Annotated in this window: 17 protein-coding genes and 1 pseudogene; 4 read left to right on the top strand and 14 right to left on the bottom strand. The window is 32.3% G+C overall.

The window, feature by feature from the left end; all coding sequences use genetic code 11:
• From RMN92_RS03895 to RMN92_RS03885, 3 genes are all read right to left on the bottom strand, one after another.
• Positions 1–2,354: 3-hydroxyacyl-CoA dehydrogenase/enoyl-CoA hydratase family protein (locus RMN92_RS03895; RefSeq protein ID WP_309608154.1), on the bottom strand; the 2,354-nt coding region annotated here is incomplete at its 3' end.
• Positions 2,338–2,832 (bottom strand): MarR family transcriptional regulator, encoded by a 495-nt coding sequence (locus RMN92_RS03890; protein ID WP_309608153.1) that lies wholly within the window; start codon positions 2,830–2,832, stop codon positions 2,338–2,340. The genes RMN92_RS03890 and RMN92_RS03895, both read right to left, overlap by 17 nt.
• Positions 2,833–3,078: 246 nt before the next feature.
• Entirely contained in the window at positions 3,079–5,739 is a 2,661-nt protein-coding gene (locus RMN92_RS03885) for a valine--tRNA ligase (RefSeq protein ID WP_309608152.1), read from the bottom strand.
• Between the two features lie 369 nt (positions 5,740–6,108).
• On the opposite strand from RMN92_RS03885, the gene RMN92_RS03880 reads away from it, so the two are divergent.
• The gene (locus RMN92_RS03880) at positions 6,109–6,540 is read left to right on the top strand and encodes a DUF1573 domain-containing protein (RefSeq protein ID WP_309608151.1); all 432 of its coding nucleotides are present in this window, start codon (positions 6,109–6,111) and stop codon (positions 6,538–6,540) included.
• Between the two features lie 27 nt (positions 6,541–6,567).
• Here the strand turns inward: RMN92_RS03880 and RMN92_RS03875 are convergent, their stop codons facing one another.
• Positions 6,568–7,887: an aspartyl protease family protein gene (locus tag RMN92_RS03875; RefSeq protein WP_309608150.1), complete on the bottom strand. Its 1,320-nt coding sequence runs from the start codon at positions 7,885–7,887 to the stop codon at positions 6,568–6,570.
• A gap of 77 nt (positions 7,888–7,964) precedes the next feature.
• On the opposite strand from RMN92_RS03875, the gene RMN92_RS03870 reads away from it, so the two are divergent.
• Positions 7,965–9,155 carry a pyridoxal phosphate-dependent aminotransferase gene (locus RMN92_RS03870; RefSeq protein ID WP_309608149.1) on the top strand — a complete coding sequence of 397 codons (1,191 nt, stop codon included), beginning with the start codon at positions 7,965–7,967 and terminating at the stop codon, positions 9,153–9,155.
• A gap of 92 nt (positions 9,156–9,247) precedes the next feature.
• On the opposite strand, the gene RMN92_RS03865 is transcribed toward RMN92_RS03870, so the two are convergent.
• The 7 genes from RMN92_RS03865 to rsfS form a co-directional block, all read right to left on the bottom strand.
• On the bottom strand, positions 9,248–10,255 hold the full coding sequence (locus RMN92_RS03865) for a superoxide dismutase (protein WP_309608148.1): 1,008 nt from the start codon (positions 10,253–10,255) through the stop codon (positions 9,248–9,250).
• Complete coding sequence (locus RMN92_RS03860; protein WP_309608147.1) at positions 10,242–10,529, bottom strand: acyl-CoA-binding protein; 288 nt, start codon at positions 10,527–10,529, stop codon at positions 10,242–10,244. The genes RMN92_RS03865 and RMN92_RS03860 overlap by 14 nt, the downstream gene beginning before the upstream one ends.
• Positions 10,530–10,532: 3 nt before the next feature.
• The gene (locus RMN92_RS03855; protein ID WP_309608146.1) at positions 10,533–11,183 is read right to left on the bottom strand and encodes a phosphatidylserine decarboxylase family protein; all 651 of its coding nucleotides are present in this window, start codon (positions 11,181–11,183) and stop codon (positions 10,533–10,535) included.
• Positions 11,173–11,979: a phosphatidate cytidylyltransferase gene (locus tag RMN92_RS03850; protein ID WP_309608145.1), complete on the bottom strand. Its 807-nt coding sequence runs from the start codon at positions 11,977–11,979 to the stop codon at positions 11,173–11,175. The genes RMN92_RS03855 and RMN92_RS03850 overlap by 11 nt, the downstream gene beginning before the upstream one ends.
• A 1-nt stretch (position 11,980) precedes the next feature.
• Positions 11,981–12,586, bottom strand: a complete 606-nt coding sequence (locus RMN92_RS03845) for an LUD domain-containing protein (protein WP_309608144.1) — start codon at positions 12,584–12,586, stop codon at positions 11,981–11,983.
• 107 nt (positions 12,587–12,693) lie between these two features.
• Positions 12,694–14,616, bottom strand: coding sequence for an ATP-dependent zinc metalloprotease FtsH (gene ftsH / locus RMN92_RS03840; protein WP_309608143.1), 1,923 nt, complete (start codon positions 14,614–14,616; stop codon positions 12,694–12,696).
• Positions 14,617–14,626: 10 nt separating this feature from the next.
• Positions 14,627–14,998, bottom strand: a complete 372-nt coding sequence (gene rsfS / locus RMN92_RS03835) for a ribosome silencing factor (protein ID WP_309608142.1) — start codon at positions 14,996–14,998, stop codon at positions 14,627–14,629.
• Positions 14,999–15,095: 97 nt separating this feature from the next.
• On the opposite strand from rsfS, the gene RMN92_RS03830 reads away from it, so the two are divergent.
• Positions 15,096–15,827 (top strand): biotin--[acetyl-CoA-carboxylase] ligase, encoded by a 732-nt coding sequence (locus RMN92_RS03830; protein WP_309608141.1) that lies wholly within the window; start codon positions 15,096–15,098, stop codon positions 15,825–15,827.
• A gap of 173 nt (positions 15,828–16,000) precedes the next feature.
• Here RMN92_RS03830 and RMN92_RS03825 read toward each other — a convergent pair whose 3' ends face one another.
• Together RMN92_RS03825 and pyrE are read right to left on the bottom strand one after the other, a co-directional pair.
• The gene (locus RMN92_RS03825) at positions 16,001–16,393 is read right to left on the bottom strand and encodes an SRPBCC family protein (protein ID WP_309608140.1); all 393 of its coding nucleotides are present in this window, start codon (positions 16,391–16,393) and stop codon (positions 16,001–16,003) included.
• A gap of 87 nt (positions 16,394–16,480) precedes the next feature.
• Complete coding sequence (gene pyrE, locus RMN92_RS03820) at positions 16,481–17,128, bottom strand: orotate phosphoribosyltransferase (protein ID WP_309608139.1); 648 nt, start codon at positions 17,126–17,128, stop codon at positions 16,481–16,483.
• 7 nt (positions 17,129–17,135) lie between these two features.
• Here pyrE and RMN92_RS03815 point away from each other — a divergent pair, with 7 nt between their 5' ends.
• Positions 17,136–17,738, top strand: a complete 603-nt coding sequence (locus RMN92_RS03815) for an NUDIX domain-containing protein (RefSeq protein WP_309608138.1) — start codon at positions 17,136–17,138, stop codon at positions 17,736–17,738.
• 26 nt (positions 17,739–17,764) lie between these two features.
• On the opposite strand, the pseudogene RMN92_RS03810 reads toward RMN92_RS03815, so the two are convergent.
• Positions 17,765–18,776 (bottom strand): annotated as a pseudogene (locus RMN92_RS03810) (hypothetical protein); the annotation flags it as partial.

Here is an 18,776-nt window from a genome sequence, read left to right as displayed (position 1 = left end):
TGAATTCTCTCCAAAGTTTTTCTTTCTGTACAAAGTGATAAAAATGCCTCACGTTCTATATCTAATAAATATTGTTCAGATACTAATGTAGCTTCAGACAAATCGCCACCAGCCATAACATAAGCTAGTTTGTTGGCAATTTTAAGATCGTGTTCCGAGATGTATTTCCCGGCTACCATTTGATTGGTTCCAACAAGGAACATTCCTAGTGCTTGTTTTCCTAAAACTTTTACATCAGTTCTTTGAATTGGTTTTGTATATCCAGCTTCTGCCATTAACAAAGCATGTTTTTTGGCTTCGGCAATTTGACGGTCTTTGTTTACGACAACGATATCTTTTCCGTGTTGCAATAATCCTAAATCGAATGCTTCGTGAGCCGATGTTGACACTTTTGCCATAGCAATGGTCATAAAATATTCTTGTAAAACATTCAATTCCACATCATTTTTACGGAATAAATCGGCTGCTCGCAATGCTAATTCTTTCGAACCACCGCCACCAGGAATTACACCAACACCAAATTCTACCAATCCCATATAGGTTTCTGCGGCAGCAACTACTTTGTCGGCGTGCAAACTCATTTCGCATCCACCACCAAAAGTCATTCCGTGAGGTGCAACAATTACTGGAATTCCAGAATAACGAACGCGCATCATTGTGTCTTGAAACATTTTGATAGCCATATTCAACTCGTCATATTCTTGCTCGACAGCCATCATAAATATCATTCCGATATTTGCACCAACCGAGAAATTGGCTGCTTGATTGCCAATAACCAAACCTTGATATTGTGTTTCCGCCAAATCAATCGCTTTATTAATGGCTGTCAAAACATCGCCACCAATGGTATTCATTTTCGATTGAAATTCTAAATTCAGAATTCCGTCGCCTAAATCTTGGATAATTGCACCGCTATTGCTCCATACTTTTTTGGTTTCGCGAATGTTATTCAGTATAATAAAACTGTCCTGACCAGGTACTTTCGTTTGTGATTTCGTTGGAATATTATAAAAATAAGTCGCTCCTTCTTTTATGGAATAAAAACTGGTATTTCCAGAGGCTAGCATGTCAGTAACCCAAGCACCAGGTGCAAGACCTTCGGCTTTCATGATTTCAATTCCTTTTTCGACACCAATGGCATCCCAAATTTCGAAAGGACCATTTTCCCAACCGAAACCTGCTTTCATGGCATCATCGATTTTGTATAATTCGTCAGAAATTTCAGGAATTCTATTGGATACATAAGCAAACATTCCGGAGAACGATTTGCGGTAAAATTCCCCAGCTTTGTCTTTTCCTTTTACTAAAACTTTAAATCTATCAATTGGTTTATCAATAGTTTTTGTTAATTCCAGTGTTGCAAATGAGGCTTTTTTCGCTGCACGATATTCTAAAGTATCTAAATCTAAAGATAAAATATCTTTATCGACTTTTTTATAAAAACCTTGATTGGTTTTGCTTCCCAACCATTTGTTTTCCATCATTTTATTAACAAATTCTGGAAGTTTGAACAGTTCGTGTTGCTCGTCATTCGGACAATTTTCGTAAATTCCGTTGGCAACGTGAACCAAAGTATCCAATCCAACCACATCAACCGTTCGGAAAGTTGCCGATTTTGGTCGACCAATTACTGGACCAGTTAGTTTATCGACTTCTTCGATAGTCAATCCTAATTCTTTAACCAAATGAAATAATGATTGAATTCCGTAAATTCCAACTCTATTCCCTATAAATGCTGGAGTATCTTTGGCAACGACCGAAGTTTTTCCTAAGAATTTTTCTCCGTAAACCGTCAAGAAATCTAAAACTTCTGATGATGTTTGTGGACCAGGAATGATTTCGAATAATTTTAAATAACGCGCTGGATTGAAAAAGTGTGTTCCGCAAAAATGTTTCTGGAAATCTTCGCTTCGTCCTTCTGACATAAATTTAATCGGAATTCCAGAAGTATTCGATGTGATTAATGTTCCTGGTTTACGGAATTTTTCTACTTGTTCGAAAACTAATTTTTTGATATCCAAACGCTCTACCACAACTTCAATAATCCAATCGACATTGGCAATTTTAGCCATATCGTCTGTAGTATTTCCTGTGGTAATGCGGCTTGCAAATTTCGCATTATATATAGGCGAAGGTTTTGACTTGAGTGCGTTGGCTAAATGTTCGTTGACCAAACGGTTGCGAACAATTTTACTGTCGAGTGTTAATCCTTTTTTGGTTTCGATATCTGTTAATACATTTGGAACAATGTCCAAAAGCAAAACTTCTACGCCAATATTGGCAAAATGACAGGCAATTCCTGAACCCATAATTCCGGATCCGATTACTGCTACTTTTTTAATAATACGTTTCATTTTCTATTTTTTCGGTTTGTTGCGACAGTTCGTTTGCGCTTGTGTGGTTAAATATATTTTTTTCCTGTATAAGCTCGTTTATTGTTTCTGAAACTTCCATAAAGTTTTGTAGTTTTTCAAAAGAAACATTTTGTCTTACTATTTCGTTAAATTTGAGTACAGTTTCTTTGGATTGTGCTCTTTTCTCTTTTCCAAATTCGGTTAAATAAATGAGTACACCACGACCATCATTCGGGTTTGGTTTTCGAATAATTAACCCTTTTTCTTCCAATGTTTTCAAAGTTCGGGTTAGTGAAGTCGCTTCCATTCCCATTCGCGAGGCAATTTTGGTTGATGGTGTTCCTTCTTCTCTATCAATACTCAACAATGCAAAACCAATAGCCATAGAACCATCATATTTTGAGGCTTCTTCATTGTACATTCTTGACACGGCTTGCCATGTGGCTCGAAGTGCATAGTCTATTGTTTTTTCTTTCATTTTCTTATTAGAGAATATCAAAGATACAAAAAAATACTATGCATGCATAATAAATTTGAATTATTTTTATTCTTCAGGTGTTGAAAGAAAATATGTTGTTTTAATATAGTCCTGATAGCAGCAAATATCCTTTTGGTTGCCTTTTCGGCAGCCGAAAGATATGGCGAATAGCAGGAATAACGCCAAAAAGTAGTGGAATGTATGTGCTTCAAAAAAAAATCCCAAACTTTAATTTGGGATTTTAAACTATTTTAAGCTCAATAAGCTGTGCTCAATTGTAGCAATTTTTGCCAAAGCATCGGCTTCTTTTTGGCGTTCGTTTTCTATAATTTCTGGTTTGGCATTTGCCACAAATTTCTCGTTGGATAATTTTGCATGAACCGATTTTAAGAAACCTTGATTATAATTTAGCTCCTCAGTTAATTTAGCAACCTCAGCTTGAACATCAATATTTCCTGTAATAGGGATAAAATATTCATTGGATTTTACTCGATATGATAAAGCACCTTCTACTTTTTCTGAAACATATTCTAATAATGAAATATTTCCTAATTTGATTACCACAGAATCAAAATAGGTTGAAGCTTTATCGTTATTTACAATTTTTAATTCGATAGTATCTTTAAATGGAATATTCTTGTCTTTTCTAATGGTTCGAATTCCCGAAATCACTTCAGTTACGTAGTCAAAATCCGAAATTAAAGTTTGATTAAATGATTTTATTTCTGGCCAAGTGGACACTATTAATGCTTCATTAACATTCCTATCTTCAATGGTTTGCCAAATTTCTTCAGTTAAAAATGGCATAAATGGATGCAACAACTTTAAATTGTTTTCCAACATTTCAATTGCTTTGGCAAATGTTATGCTGTCAATGGGCTGCTGGTAAGCTGGTTTTATCATTTCTAGAAACCAAGAACAAAAATCGTCCCAAACCAATTTGTAAATAGCCATCAAAGCATCGGAAATTCTATATTTTTCGAAATCGTCTTCAATAGCTGCCAATGTTTGTTGCAATTTTGCTTCGTACCATTCAATGGCTACTTTTGATGATTCTGGTTGTGGTATACAATTTGAAACTTCCCAACCTTTGATGAGTTTGAAAGCATTCCAAATTTTGTTTGTAAATCCTTTTCCTTGGTTACACAATTCTTCATCAAAAATAATATCGTTTCCAGCAGAAGAACTCAAAAGCATTCCAACTCGAACACCATCGGCACCAAATTTTGCAATTAACTCTAATGGTTCTGGCGAATTTCCGAGCGATTTGCTCATTTTTCTACCTAGTTTATCTCTAACTATTCCGGTTAAATAAACGTTGTTGAAAGGCTTTTTATCCGAAAATTCATAACCTGCAATAATCATTCTGGCTACCCAGAAAAACAAGATTTCAGGAGCAGTAACCAAATCATTAGTTGGATAATAATATTTAAAATCTTCATTTTCTGGATCCAAAATTCCTCCAAAAACTGACATTGGCCATAACCATGAGGAGAACCAAGTGTCAAGCGCATCAGCATCTTGACGTAAGTTGTTGGTTGTAAGTTGTTGGTTGTTGGTTTTTGATTTGGCTAAAACTAGAGCTTCTTGTATAGATGTAGCGACTACAAAATCTTCTTTTCTATCGCCATAAAAATAGGCAGGAATTTGTTGTCCCCACCACAGTTGACGCGAAATATTCCAATCGCGAATATTTTCTAACCAATGACGATAGGTATTATTGAAGCGTGAAGGATACAATTTAACTTCACCAGTTTCCAAAACGGCTTTGATGGCTGGTTTTACCAAATCTTCCATTCTAAGAAACCATTGGTCAGACAAACGAGGTTCAATAACGGCTTTGGTTCTTTCGGAAGTTCCAATATTATTGGTATGAATTTCAATATTAGCAACAAGCCCGAGAGTTTCAAGTTCTTTTGCGATTTCATCCCGAACAACAAATCGGTCTTTGCCTTGGTAATGCAATCCAAAACTATTTAAAGTCGCATCATCATTAAAAATATCTATAATTTCTAAGTTGTGCTTCTCGCCTAGCGTTTTATCATTCATATCGTGGGCTGGCGTCACTTTTAGGCAACCAGTTCCAAATTCTAAATCGACATATTCATCCTCTATGATAGGAATGATTCGTCCAGATATTGGGATAATGGCTTTTTTACCTTTTAAATGTGTATGACGTTCATCGTTTGGATTGATACAAATAGCAGTATCGCCAAAAATGGTTTCTGGACGCGTGGTGGCAACTGTTAGGTATTGGGTTTCGGGTTTTGGGTTTTGGATTTCATAATCCGAAACAATTTCATATTTTATATAATATAATTTTCCTTGGCGTTCTTCAAAAATTACTTCTTCGTCAGAGAGAGTTGTTTTGGCTTCAGGATCCCAATTTACCATACGGTAACCACGATATATTTGACCTTTGTTGTATAAATCCACAAAAGATTTTATTACTGAGGCTGACATATCTGGATCCATGGTGAATTTGGTTCTTTCCCAATCGCAGGAGCAACCCAATTGTTTAAGTTGTTCGAGAATAGTTCCTCCATATTTTTCGGTCCAATTGTAGGCGTGTTTTAGAAATTCTTCCCGAGTTAAATCGGATTTATTGATACCCTCAGATTTTAGTTTGGCTACTACTTTTGCTTCTGTGGCAATAGATGCGTGATCTGTTCCTGGAACCCAACAAGCATTGAAACCTTTTAGACGTGCGCGACGAATGAGTACATCTTGCAATGTATTGTTCAACATATGTCCCATGTGCAAAACACCAGTCACGTTTGGAGGCGGAATTACTATAGTGTACGGTGTACGGTGGTCTGGTGTGGAATGAAAATAATTATTTTTCATCCAGTAGTCGTACCATTTTTGCTCGGTTTCTTTGGCGTTGAATTGTGCTGGAATTGTCATATTGATTTTAGATTTTAGATTTTAGATTTTAGATTTCTAAAAACTACTATTTTTTAATTTAAAATTAAATTTTGTTCGTTGTAAAAAACAACTCATTTGTAATTTAGCCCTGATGGAAATGAAAATCCTTTTTTGTGGTTTTGTACTTCGACAAGCTCAGTATGACAATACCACAAAAAAGATTGCAATGTACAGCAGGAATAATGTTTATAAAAAACCAATAAATATCTGCTCTAAATAAAGAAAATATTCTTTGGTATGCTTTTTGTAATTATATGCAAAAGTAAGTAAAGTGTTTTAATATAAAAAGTGCATTAAAATATTTGTATTTACAAAAAACTAATCTATTTTTACATAAAATTAATTGAAATGAGAAAAATTTTAAATTTATTAGCAGTGGTTGTTTTTGGTGTTTCGGCTCAAGCACAAAGTGGTGCTAAAATTGAGTTTAAAGACAAAGACAATACGATTGATTATGGTACTGTCAGTAAGGATGATAATGGTGTAAGAACTTTTATTTTTACCAATACTGGCGATGAGCCATTAATTATTACCAATGTAATTTCCACTTGCGGATGCACTGTGCCAAGCAAACCTACGGAACCAATTATGCCTGGCAAAACTGGAAAAATCGAGGTTAAATACAATATGGCACCTGGACCTATTAGAAAATCGATGACTGTAGAATCAAATGCTGTGAATTATGAAGGTGGAAAAGTACCTATAAAAATAAAGGGAACAGTGATTGTTCCGGAAGAAGTTAATGTTTTGGCAAAGAAAAAAACATTAATGGATAATTAAAAACGAAGCTCCAGTTTGGAGCTTTTTTTATAGAATTTTTTTAAGTTGGAATTTGAACTTTAAAATTTTGTTTTTTCTTTGTACTTCTATTGTAATCCAACGGTCTTCTTCCGATTGCATAATTTGATTGATGTCTTGCAATTTGTATCTAAAAGCATCAGTTCCGTTTATTCTGACAATCACATCTTCTTTTAGAATTCCTGCAATTTCTGCTGGAGAATTGGGTCTGACTTGTGATATTTCAAAAATAGGCTTCAGTTTAAATTGATATTTTATGTCTTTAAATTCGGTTTCTGTAACTGGTAGCGCTTCAGAAACAAATTTAGCTCTTAATGGCTGTTCTTCTTGAATCCATTGTGTTCCATTGTGTTGAATTTCTATCCCACACATATTGTAATTAAAGGGTTCTTTGAAATTCAAGTTGCTTTTTAAATACATTTTTTGATTTTTATAATCAAAAAGTATGTTGAATCTTTTTAAAACTTCAGATCCAATGGATCCATTTCTACCGTTAACTATATTGACACTTTTTAAAGATAAAGTATCTGGAAATGATACAGTTGGGGATGATAAATTGTATTTTCCTATTTTTAAATTTTCAATTCTAGAACGTTTACCATAAATATTTCCGCTGAAACCACGACCCAAAAAATCTTCAAAATATTTTACTGGCGATTGAATATCAATTTTATTTTCGAAAAGCCACAATGCATCACTAGCGCCTGTGTCAATAAGTAATTTCAAATTAATTTCTTTAGAATTTAATGTTGCAAATGTCTCAATATAAGGCTTTTCTAATTCTAAAGTCATAGAAACTGAGTTGTAATTTTTTAATTTTTTTGCTGGGAAAAATTCAATGTTTTTATATACTACGAGGTTTTTTCTAGAATAATTAACCTCAACAAATAGACTTTTAAAAAAACCATAACCAATAATTCCATGAACAGGTACACCAAGTTGCGAAGAGAAATTGACATCTTGATCCAAAATCATGTAAATTTCGTGACTGTAATCTACTAAATCATTTATTTTAAAAGTATTGTAATTCGATTTTAAAGCGTCGATTGATTCGCCACTACCCAATCCTTTAATTTTAATTTTTTCGATGTTTTTAAATGATACTGTATCTGTTTCATCCAAACTAAATAAAACGGTTTTCTCTACACCAGTATCTAAAAGAAAATTTAATTTTACGCCATTAAGTTCTACTGGAACAATTATTAAGTTGCTTATAAGTTGAAAGGGAATAGTAATTTTGCTCTTAGTTGATTTAAATTGGAATCCTTCTTGGGGAAAAGAACTTATACAATTAAGAAATAATAGAGCAAGTAGGTAAATTTTATGCATATTATAGATTTGTTTTTATAAATATAACAAAATTTTAGAATAAAAAATCGCAAATTTGCATTTCAAAATTTATTGTTATGCCAAAAATATCCAACAAAGGTCAACACATGCCAGAATCGCCAATTAGAAAGTTGGTTCCCTATTCAGAAATTGCAAAGAAAAAAGGTCATAAAGTTTACCATTTAAATATCGGACAACCAGATATTAAAACGCCTCAAGTAGCATTGGATGCCGTAAAAAATGCTGATATTAAAATTCTTGAATACAGTCATTCTGCGGGATTTGATAGCTATAGAACAAAGTTGGCATTGAGTTATCAGAAAATTGGATTGCCAATCAATAAAGAAGATATTATAATTACCACTGGTGGTTCTGAAGCTTTATTATTTGCTATGGGAAGTACTATGGATGCTGGTGATGAAATTATTATTCCAGAACCATTTTATGCTAATTACAACGGATTTTCTACAGCTTCTGGTGTAAAAGTAATTCCAGTAATTTCAACATTGGATGAAGGTTTTGCTTTGCCAGCCATTTCAGAATTTGAGAAATTGATTACTTCAAGAACCAAAGCTATTCTAATTTGCAATCCAGGAAATCCGACTGGTTATTTATATTCTGAATCTGAAATTCAACAATTGGCAGATTTGGTAAAAAAACATGATTTATTTTTGATTGCAGACGAAGTTTACCGAGAATTTGTTTATGATGGATTCAAACATTACTCCATCATGAATATTCCAGGAATTGAAGAAAATGCTATTATGATTGATTCAGTTTCCAAGCGTTATAGCATGTGTGGTGCTAGAATTGGTTGTATTGTTTCAAAAAATAAAGACTTAATGTCTACCGCTATGAAATTTGCACAAGCAAGGTTAAGTCCGCCAACATTTGCCCAAATTGCTAGTGAAGCCGCATTGGATACACCGCAAAGTTATTTTGATGAAGTAATTACAGAATATAAAGAGCGTCGGGACACCTTGATTTCTGAATTGAATAAAATTGAAGGTGTAAAAGTTGGCATTCCAAAAGGTGCTTTTTATTGCATAGCGCAACTTCCTGTTCAAGATGCTGATCATTTTGCACAATGGCTTTTGGAAACTTACGATTTTAATGGCGAAACAGTCATGGTTGCACCTGCTGCAGGATTCTATTCTACACCTGGTGTCGGGAAAAATGAAGTACGAATTGCTTATGTATTGAAAAAAGAAGATTTAATTAAATCTGTAAAAATATTGGGTGAAGCACTTAAAGTTTATAAAAAATAAAAGTTTCTGACTAATTACCTAAAAAAAGCAAAATCCATTTGAATATGGATTTTGCTTTATTATTTACACTTCAATAATATGTGATTGGTATTTTATTCAAATTCGCTTTCCTCCTCTTTTGGGGTTGGTTTTTTTATTGGTTTTTCTTCTTTTTTCGTTTCTGATTTAGGCTGTTTTGCATCAGCTTTTGGATCTGATTTTGTTTCAGATTTTTTTGGCTGAACTTCTGGCTTATCGTCAGATTTTTTAATTATTGTTTTTGGAGTTTCAGTTTTAACGGTGTCTTTTACAGTTGAAGTTGTAGATAAACTGCCTTTTATTTCAACTTTATTGGGTATGACATCATATTTTTTGGAAACATTTTCCCAATTTATAATACTAAAAAAAGTATTTGCATATTCTCTGCGTTTATTTTGAAATTTTAGATAATAGGCGTGTTCCCACAAGTCTAAATTTAATAATGGAATGCCGCTAATTCCCAAACCTTTCATCAACGGATTGTCATTATTTGCAGTAGTTACAATTTTTAAACTACCAGTTTTGTCAGAAACCAACCAACACCAACCTGAACCAAAATATTGACTTGAAATGCCTACAAATTGATTTCTAAATTCTTCAAATGAACCGAAATCTCTATCAATAGCAGCTTTCAAACTTCCAATAGGTTCCATGTTTGGAGTTGTGGTTAAATTTGCCCAAAAAAAGTTGTGGTTATAATATCCGCCAGCATTATTTCTAATACTAGCATCTGACAAATTCAAATTTTTTAAAATATCTCCAAGCGACATTATTTCATATTTGGTTCCAATAATAGCCTTATTTAAATTATTAACATAACCCAAATGGTGTCTAGAAAAATGGATTTCATTGGTGGCTGCGTCAAAATAAGGTTCCAACGCTTTGTACTCAAAATTTAAAGGAATCATTTTAAACGATCCTTCGTTGGCTTTCACCTCAGATGATTTGCTTGTGCCGCTTTCAACCTTGACCGTTTCAATTGGTGTTGAAGGAACATCTACAACTTCAACAAGTGTATTTTTTTTACAAGAAATAACGATTATGAATAATAAAAAAAACTGTAATACTTTAGAAAATTTCATCGCTTTTATTTTTTATAATCTCGTTAATGGCATCTATATAATATTGTTTGGCTTCGTCCACAGAAATATGACTTATTTGCATCCAAGCGTTATTTTTGAATGCATCTCTAATATCAAGATTTGAATAGTTAGTATTTCCAACTGTACCAGAAGTAGCTTGTTTGTAATAAGCATAGCATCTCAACTGGACATCTTGTGGCAAAGATGCCTGAGAAATAGTTTGTGCAAGCTCTATAGCTTGGTTGAATAATATATCTAAATTTTTTTCAGACATTGATTACATTAAGGCTATTATGGTTTTATTTCCTACTGCAATTTCATTCAATTTTACATTTATTTTGGTTCCTAGAGGCAAAAATAAATCAACACGAGAACCAAATTTTATAAATCCAGCATCAGTTCCTTGAATTACTTGCGTTCCTTCTTCTGCATAATTGACAATTCTTTTGGCTAGAGCTCCAGCTATTTGCCTGTATAAAATTTCTCCAAAAACTTTATTTTCAATTACAATTGTGGTTCTTTCATTTTCTGTACTTGCTTTTGGATGCCAAGCAACCAAGAATTTTCCTGGATGGTATTTACTGAATTTTACCAATCCAGAAACTGGATATCTTGTTACGTGAACATTGATTGGCGACATAAATATAGACACTTGCAAACGTTTGTCTTTAAAATATTCTGGTTCAAAAACTTCTTCTATGACAACTACTTTACCATCTACAGGAGCAGTAATCTGGTTGTCATTTGGTGTAATAATTCTACTTGGATTTCTAAAAAATTGTAAAATTATTACGTACAAAAACAAAGCAATTAATTGCAATGAAATTCTTAACCAGTTCAAATCGATTAATTCTCCTGCCGCCACAATAGCAATGACGAATAATAATGTAGCTATTAAAATAATTTTGGAACCTTCTTTATGAAACATATGCAATAATTTTATAAAATAAAAATAAAAATGGTGATACAAATATAATACTGTCTAATCTATCCAAAATTCCTCCGTGACCTGGCATGATATTTCCGCTATCTTTAAGGTTTGCTACTCTTTTAAATTTTGATTCAACTAAATCTCCGATTGTTCCAAATATTCCAACTATAACAGCTGTAGTTATCCAAATATAAGTATGCATTTGAGTATAATATTTAGCAATAATTACACTAGCAATAACTGCAAATATAATTCCTCCAACAAATCCTTCAATGGTTTTTTTGGGAGAAATTTTTTCAAATAATTTATTTTTACCTATAGATTTTCCAACTATATAAGCAAAAGTATCATTGGTCCAAATTAAAATAAAGATACCAATTATTATTGAAGGAATAAAATTGTCGTTTATTAATGGAATTTTAGTTATAAAAATAAAAGGAAGAATAATGTATCCAATTAAATTTACCCAATTTTCTTCTTTAATTGTTGGGAGCAATTTGTCTTTAAACAGCCACAAAATAAGTTTGAAAGAAACAAATAGAGAAGCTATAATTAAACCGAAATCTGTAAATTTATTATCACTAAAAAAAAAACTAAAAATAAAATATAGCACGCCAGCCATTATCAAAGATTGAATCTTAGGCAATTTTACTAAAGCGCAAAATTCATTTACTGTTTGTAATAAAAAAAGTCCAAATAGTAGTAAAAATGTTTCTCTTGAAAACAAAGTTGCCAATATTAGCAATAAAACATAAACCAATCCAGACAATGAACGTGTAATAGTTTCATTCATTTTATAAATCTTCTAAAAGTAGTAAATATAAACTTTTGGCAGAACTTCCATAATGTAGAAAGTTCTCTTCTATTGCTTTTTCGAAATAATTTACGGTTGTTATATTGGTAGGATAGTTTGTGGTATAACGCTTCTTGATTTCACGCAATCCATCGCTTTTATTAGCCACAATTTGACTTGTTGATGCTATTAAAACAATATTATCTGGAAGTTCGTTGGGTTTATTTTGTTTGATTTGATTAGACGAAAACATAATGGAACCTTCGTCCGCAATTAAACTCTCGCAACTTGCTAAAAAGAAACTGGGCTTTGTTGGATTTTGATAAGAAATTTTATTTTCTTCAAGCAATTTGAATAATTTAGATTCTACACATAATGCTTGAGACTCGAACCAATCGTTTTCTTCCAAAATATTCTCGAACTGTTCACTCAATTCTACCATATTTTCACAGTATAAAAATTTACCACCATTTTTTTTAAAATTATGAGTAAATTGTTCATCAACAGGAAATTGAGAATTTGAGTCATGCGGAGAATTGAAATCATTTTCATTTACTTCACTTGAAGATTCACTACTTGATCCAAATATTTTTTTAAAAATACTCATAATGTTTTAAAAACTATGGTTTGTGTTTTATAACCATCAAAGATAAAAAAATCTTAACCTAATTGGGCAATTAGATTAAGATTTTTGTGTTTGTTATCAACGAAGTTTTAAACAATTGGCAATAAAGCTTCTTTATCGAAAGGTCTTTTTCCAAATATGGTTTCTAAATCATCTTTAAAAATAACTTCTTTTTCAATTAAAATGTCAGCCAATTGATTCAATTTATCTTTATTATGTTCTAAAATATCAATGGCTCTTTGATATTGTTCTTCAATCATCTTGGAGATTTCCTGATCTATGGTTATAGCAGTTTCTTCAGAATATGGTTTCGAAAAATTATAATCCGTTTGACCAGACGAATCGTAATAAGTAATATTACCCAATTTTTCGTTCAAACCGTATATAGTTACCATAGCACGGGCTTGTTTGGTTACTTTTTCCAAATCGCTCAAAGCACCAGTAGATATTTTATTGAAAATCACTTTCTCAGCTGCACGACCACCCATGGTTGCACACATTTCATCGAGCATTTGGTTAGTTCTTACAATTTGACGCTCTTCTGGCAAATACCAAGCTGCACCCAGACTTTGACCACGTGGTACAATTGTTACTTTAATAAGTGGCGCTGCATGTTCAAGCATCCAACTTACAGTAGCATGACCCGCTTCATGAATAGCAATTGCCTTCTTTTCTTCGGGAGAAATAATCTTATTTTTCTTTTCCAATCCGCCTACAATTCTATCAACTGCATCAAGGAAATCTTGTTTATCAACTGCAGTTTTATCATACCGTGCTGCAATAAGTGCTGCTTCATTACAAACATTTGCAATATCCGCTCCTGAAAATCCTGGTGTTTGTTTGGCAAGGAAATCGGTATCCAAACCTTCAACCTTTTTAAGCGGTGCTAAATGAACTTCAAAAATTTCTTTACGTTCACGAACATCTGGCAAGTCAACATATATTTGACGGTCGAAACGCCCAGCTCGCATTAATGCTTTGTCCAAAACATCGGCTCTGTTGGTTGCTGCAATAACAATAACGTTGGAATTGGTACCAAAACCATCCATTTCAGTCAATAATTGGTTCAAAGTATTTTCACGTTCATCATTTCCTCCTGAAAAATTTCCTTTTCCACGAGCACGACCTACAGCATCAATTTCATCAATAAAAATAATTGCTGGCGATTTTTCTTTGGCTTGTTTGAATAAATCACGCACACGAGATGCACCAACTCCCACAAACATTTCTACGAAATCTGAACCAGACAAAGAGAAAAATGGAACTTTGGCTTCACCGGCAACTGCTTTGGCTAGTAATGTTTTTCCTGTTCCTGGAGGACCAACTAACAGAGCACCTTTTGGAATTTTTCCACCCAAATTGGTATATTTTTCTGGATTTCTTAGGAATTCCACAATTTCTTGAATTTCTTCTTTTGCACCTTCTAATCCAGCAACATCTTTAAATGTTGTTTTTACATCGGTTTTTTCATCAAAAAGTTTTGCTTTTGATTTTCCAATATTAAAAAGTTGACCGCCAGCTCCGCCACCAGCACCGCCTGACATTCGTCTCATAATATATATCCATACGCCAACTAGTAAGATTATAGGCAATAAACTTAATAGGATTTCTGTCCAATCACCAGATGTTTTGTAATCGTAGGAAACTAGCTTATTTGCTTTTTGGGCTTCGTCTAGTTTATTTTGAAAAATTTCATCGTTTCCAATTTCCAAAACGTAGTGTGGTCCGAGATTTGGCTTTCCTAAAAAGTCTTTTTTTGGAAGTTTACTATGAACTTTTTGAGACATGGCAGTGTTTTTCAAGAAAACTTCAGCCGTTTTTTTATTGTAAACGATTACTTTCTCAACCTGGTTGGCATCTAAAAATTCGTAAAATTTAGAAACTGATGTTTTGGTTGGTTCAACCCAGCGAGATTCGCCTGAAATCCACATTACAATAAATATCGTAGCAACAATTCCATAAATCCACCAAGGATTAAATTTGAAATTAGTTGGTTTTATTTCTTTTGACATAAGTTATTATTTAATATTTGTTTTCAATTGAGGTGATTTTAGCATCGCCCCACAAGCTTTCAATGTTGTAATATTCTCGAATGTGTTTTTGGAAAACGTGAACTACAATATGAACATAATCCATTAATACCCAATCTGCAACCTCAGCACCTTCTACATGCCATGGTTTATCTTTGAGTTCTTTTGAAACTAATTTTTGAATGGAGTTGACAATTGCGTTAACTTGTGTATTTGAATTTCCGTTGCAAATTACAAAATAATCGCAAACTGTATTTTCAAGTGCTCTTAAATCTAGAATATCAATATCATTACCTTTTACTTCTTCTATTCCTTTGATGATATTTGCCAGCAAAATATCATTATTTATTTCTTTTTTCGCCATCTAATTGTTAAAAATATATTTTTACAAAGTTATTGTTTTTTGTGCTTAATTTGATGGTAAAATAATGTTAATTCTAAATACCAATTAAAACCTACAAATGAACCTAATCAAACTCGATGCCATACATTCCACGAATGATTATTTAAAAGAATTATCGCAACAAAAAAATTTGGAAAATTTTACTGTAGTAACTGCAAAATCACAAACTCACGGCAAAGGTCAAATGGGCGCTGTTTGGGATTCTGAAAGTGATAAGAACTTAATTTTAAGCATTTTAATAAAAGATGTTGTTTTTAATATTAATACAATTTTCAATTTGAATGTTATTATTTCAGTAAGTGTAATAAATGCATTAAATTCATTAAAAATTAGCAATTTAAATATCAAATGGCCAAACGACATTTTGGCAGAAAATAAAAAAATTGCTGGCATACTGATAGAAAATAGTATCAAAGAAAACGGAACTATTGAATCTATTGTTGGAATTGGATTAAATGTAAACCAAACCAATTTCCAAAATTTGCCGAAAGCTTCATCTTTAAAAAATATAATGAACAAAGATTTTGAAATTAATATTATTTTAGAGAATATTGTTTTTAAAATTGAACAAAACGTCGAAAAATTAAAAAACAAAAATATAGAGTTCTTTTGGAATGAATATGAAAATTATTTGTTTAGAAAGGGCAAACCTACTGTTTTTGAAAATGTAAATCAAGATCGTTTTATGGGAATTATAAGCGGTGTAAGCAGCAACGGGCAATTAGAAATTTTGTTAGAGGATGATACCACCAAGCAGTTTGGATTAAAAGAAATTACAATGATTTATTAAAAACTTAACCACAAGGACTTAAAACTATAACCACAAAGAGCACAAGAAAAAAGCACAAAGTTCACAAAAAAAATGTTGATTAAGATTCTTAATGAGCAAACTAGTCTTACTTTGTGAACTTTGCGAAACCTTTGTGAACTTTGTGAAACCTTAGTAAACTTTGTGTTTAAAAACTAAAGTTTAACCATGTTTTCACTCAAAGTTTCAATAAATTTGCTTATCGGTCCTTTGATCATCATGGCCATCATGGCATTAAATTCGCCATCAAAAAGAAGTTGAATTTCGGTTGATTCTTTTGCTATTTCGGAAATATTTGCTGTTAATGTAAAGGGCAATTTATCGCTCGCAGCACCTAATATTATTTGAGAATTAGGATTTTTTTCTTTCATTTTTAATTTTATTTCTGGCATTCCTTTTAATCCAAAAATAAAGGCATTTTCATCCAAAACTTCAAATTTTGCGATATTTTCTGGCATTAATTTTTCAAAGTTTTTAACTTGTGACAACTCATTAAATATATATTCTTGAGATTTTTGAACGGTAACTTTTTGACTTTCTAAATTCATTTTTAGATATTTGGATTGTTCGATTATTCGATTGTTGGATTATTTAACTTTATGACATTTGACTTTTAAGCTTTGAGACTTAATGATTTAAATAACAACATCCCATTCTGATGGATTGGCACTCCATTCTTGAAGCAATTCTTGTTCGTTTTCTGTGATATATTCTTTGGCAACTGCCAATTCAAGTAGGTTTTCATAGTTGCTTAAGGTATATAAATCTACATTTGCTTTTTCAAAATTTTCTTTTGCAATAGCGAATCCATACGAAAAAACAGCAGCCATTCCTTTGATATTGGCACCTTCATTTCGCAAAGCTTCAACTGCTAGCAAACTACTGTTTCCTGTACTAATTAGGTCTTCAACTACAATTACATTTTGTCCTTTTTGTAAAAATCCTTCTACTTGATTGAGTCGTCCATGTTTTTTTGCTTCTGGTCGAACATATACAAATGGAAGTCCTAAACTTTCTGCAACAAGTATGCCAATTCCTATGGCTCCAGTTGCAACACCAGCAATAACATCGGGTTTCCCAAATTGTTTTTCAATATTTTTAGAAAATTCATCACGAATGTAATTTCTAATGGCTGGAAATGAGAGAATTATTCTATTGTCGCAATAAATTGGTGATTTCCATCCTGAAGCCCATGTAAAAGGATTTTCAGAATTCAATTTAATTGCATTTATTTGCAAAAGCAATTCGGCAGTTTGACTAGCTGTATCTTTATTAAAAATCATAATACAAATGTATAAAGTTTTTGTGAACGACAAGCCACTTTTTCTAACAAATGAAATCAAAAAAGAAACTGATTTCAAATTTTTCTTGTTGGAAAGTGCCGATATCAATCAGATTATTATCAATTTTTTTCAAAATAAATTGGACAAAGCTTATTTGTATCATCCTGATGAAAAGGAGATTATGAAAACTTTAAAGGCTAAAATTCCTGTAAGTAAAGCTGGCGGAGGATTGGTTTACAATAAAAAAAATGAAGTACTTTTTATTTTCAGAAATGGGAAATGGGATTTGCCAAAAGGCGGAACCGAAAAAGGTGAAGAAATAGAAGATACAGCCATTCGTGAGGTGGAAGAAGAAACGGGCGTGAACAATCTGGTCATTGCAGATAAATTGCAAAAAACGTATCATATTTTCAAGCGAAATGGCATCTACAAACTAAAAATTACACATTGGTTTGAAATGCGAACTAGTTTTGAAGGCACACCAATTGGGCAATTGGAAGAAGGAATCGAAAAAGTAGCTTGGCTTAATCCTGAACAAATAAAAGAAGCTTTAAAAAATTCGTACGAAAATATAAAACTACTATTTTTAGAAGAAAAAGAGATTCATTAACAATAAATTTCAAATTAATTTCACGGTTATTTCATCAATCTATAAATTGGATATTGCAAATGTGATTTTTCGTAGTATGCCGAATTTTTATAAACCCAATCCAATTGCGCTGAAGGATTTTCGGCGAAAGCCTTATCAGATTTTTTATTTTCTTCAAATTTAGCTTTAATTTCGGGATTTTCTTTCAAAAATTTAGTTGCCAAATCTTCAAAAACATACTCCGAATATCCTTCTTTTTGTTGCAATATTGTATCGAAAAAATTCCAATTAAAAAAGGAATCAATTGCTTCTGGTTCCAATGTTTCTAATAAATATTTGATAGCTGGTTGCGAAGTTGAAAATACAAAATCTCCTTTTGAAAATTTTATTTTTTGAAAAGATTTTGACACTTTTGTATTTCTATGGTTGTAATGTCCTTCGTAAGCAGAAGTCGCTGTTTTATAATCGATAATTTTATAACTTTCTACTTCAATGATAGTGTCTTTTTGTAAAGTAGAAAATTGGCAATTATTATTTTTTAATAACTCTATTGCATTCCACCAACCTTTTGGAATAACATAAGCCCTCGGTATTGAAACAAATTTAGTAGCTTTAAAATCAGAATAATAATTAATTTCTTTACTGTAAGGTTTGGCTCTATCGTAAAATAATCTTTGTCCAGTTGTTACATCACTCTTTTTATAACTTCCTTCAAAACCAAGAAAATTTATTTTTGAAATTTTAGTCGAATCTAATTCCCATTGAATTGGATAATTTTCGTTTGGTTTTTCGAATTGTAATTTATTTTTTGCAATAGCATTTTTAATAATTGAAGAATTCTCATCTACATATTTTATAGTACTAAACATAAAATCGTAAGTTGCTTTTACCCTTGTCGCATAACTTTTTAGCATGTGCGTTTCGACTACATAACCGATAGTATTGAAAAGCGATGTGTAGCCAGTTGTGTATCTTGGAGAATCCGAAAACTGACCAAAACCTTTGTCTGGCGTCCCGTCCCAAACATTGACATAAGGCGTTGCTTCTTGTTTTTTTGTT

This window comes from Flavobacterium sp. (genome assembly GCF_031363805.1).
Lineage (GTDB): Bacteria > Bacteroidota > Bacteroidia > Flavobacteriales > Flavobacteriaceae > Flavobacterium.
This window is presented reverse-complemented; position numbering and strand designations above follow the sequence as displayed.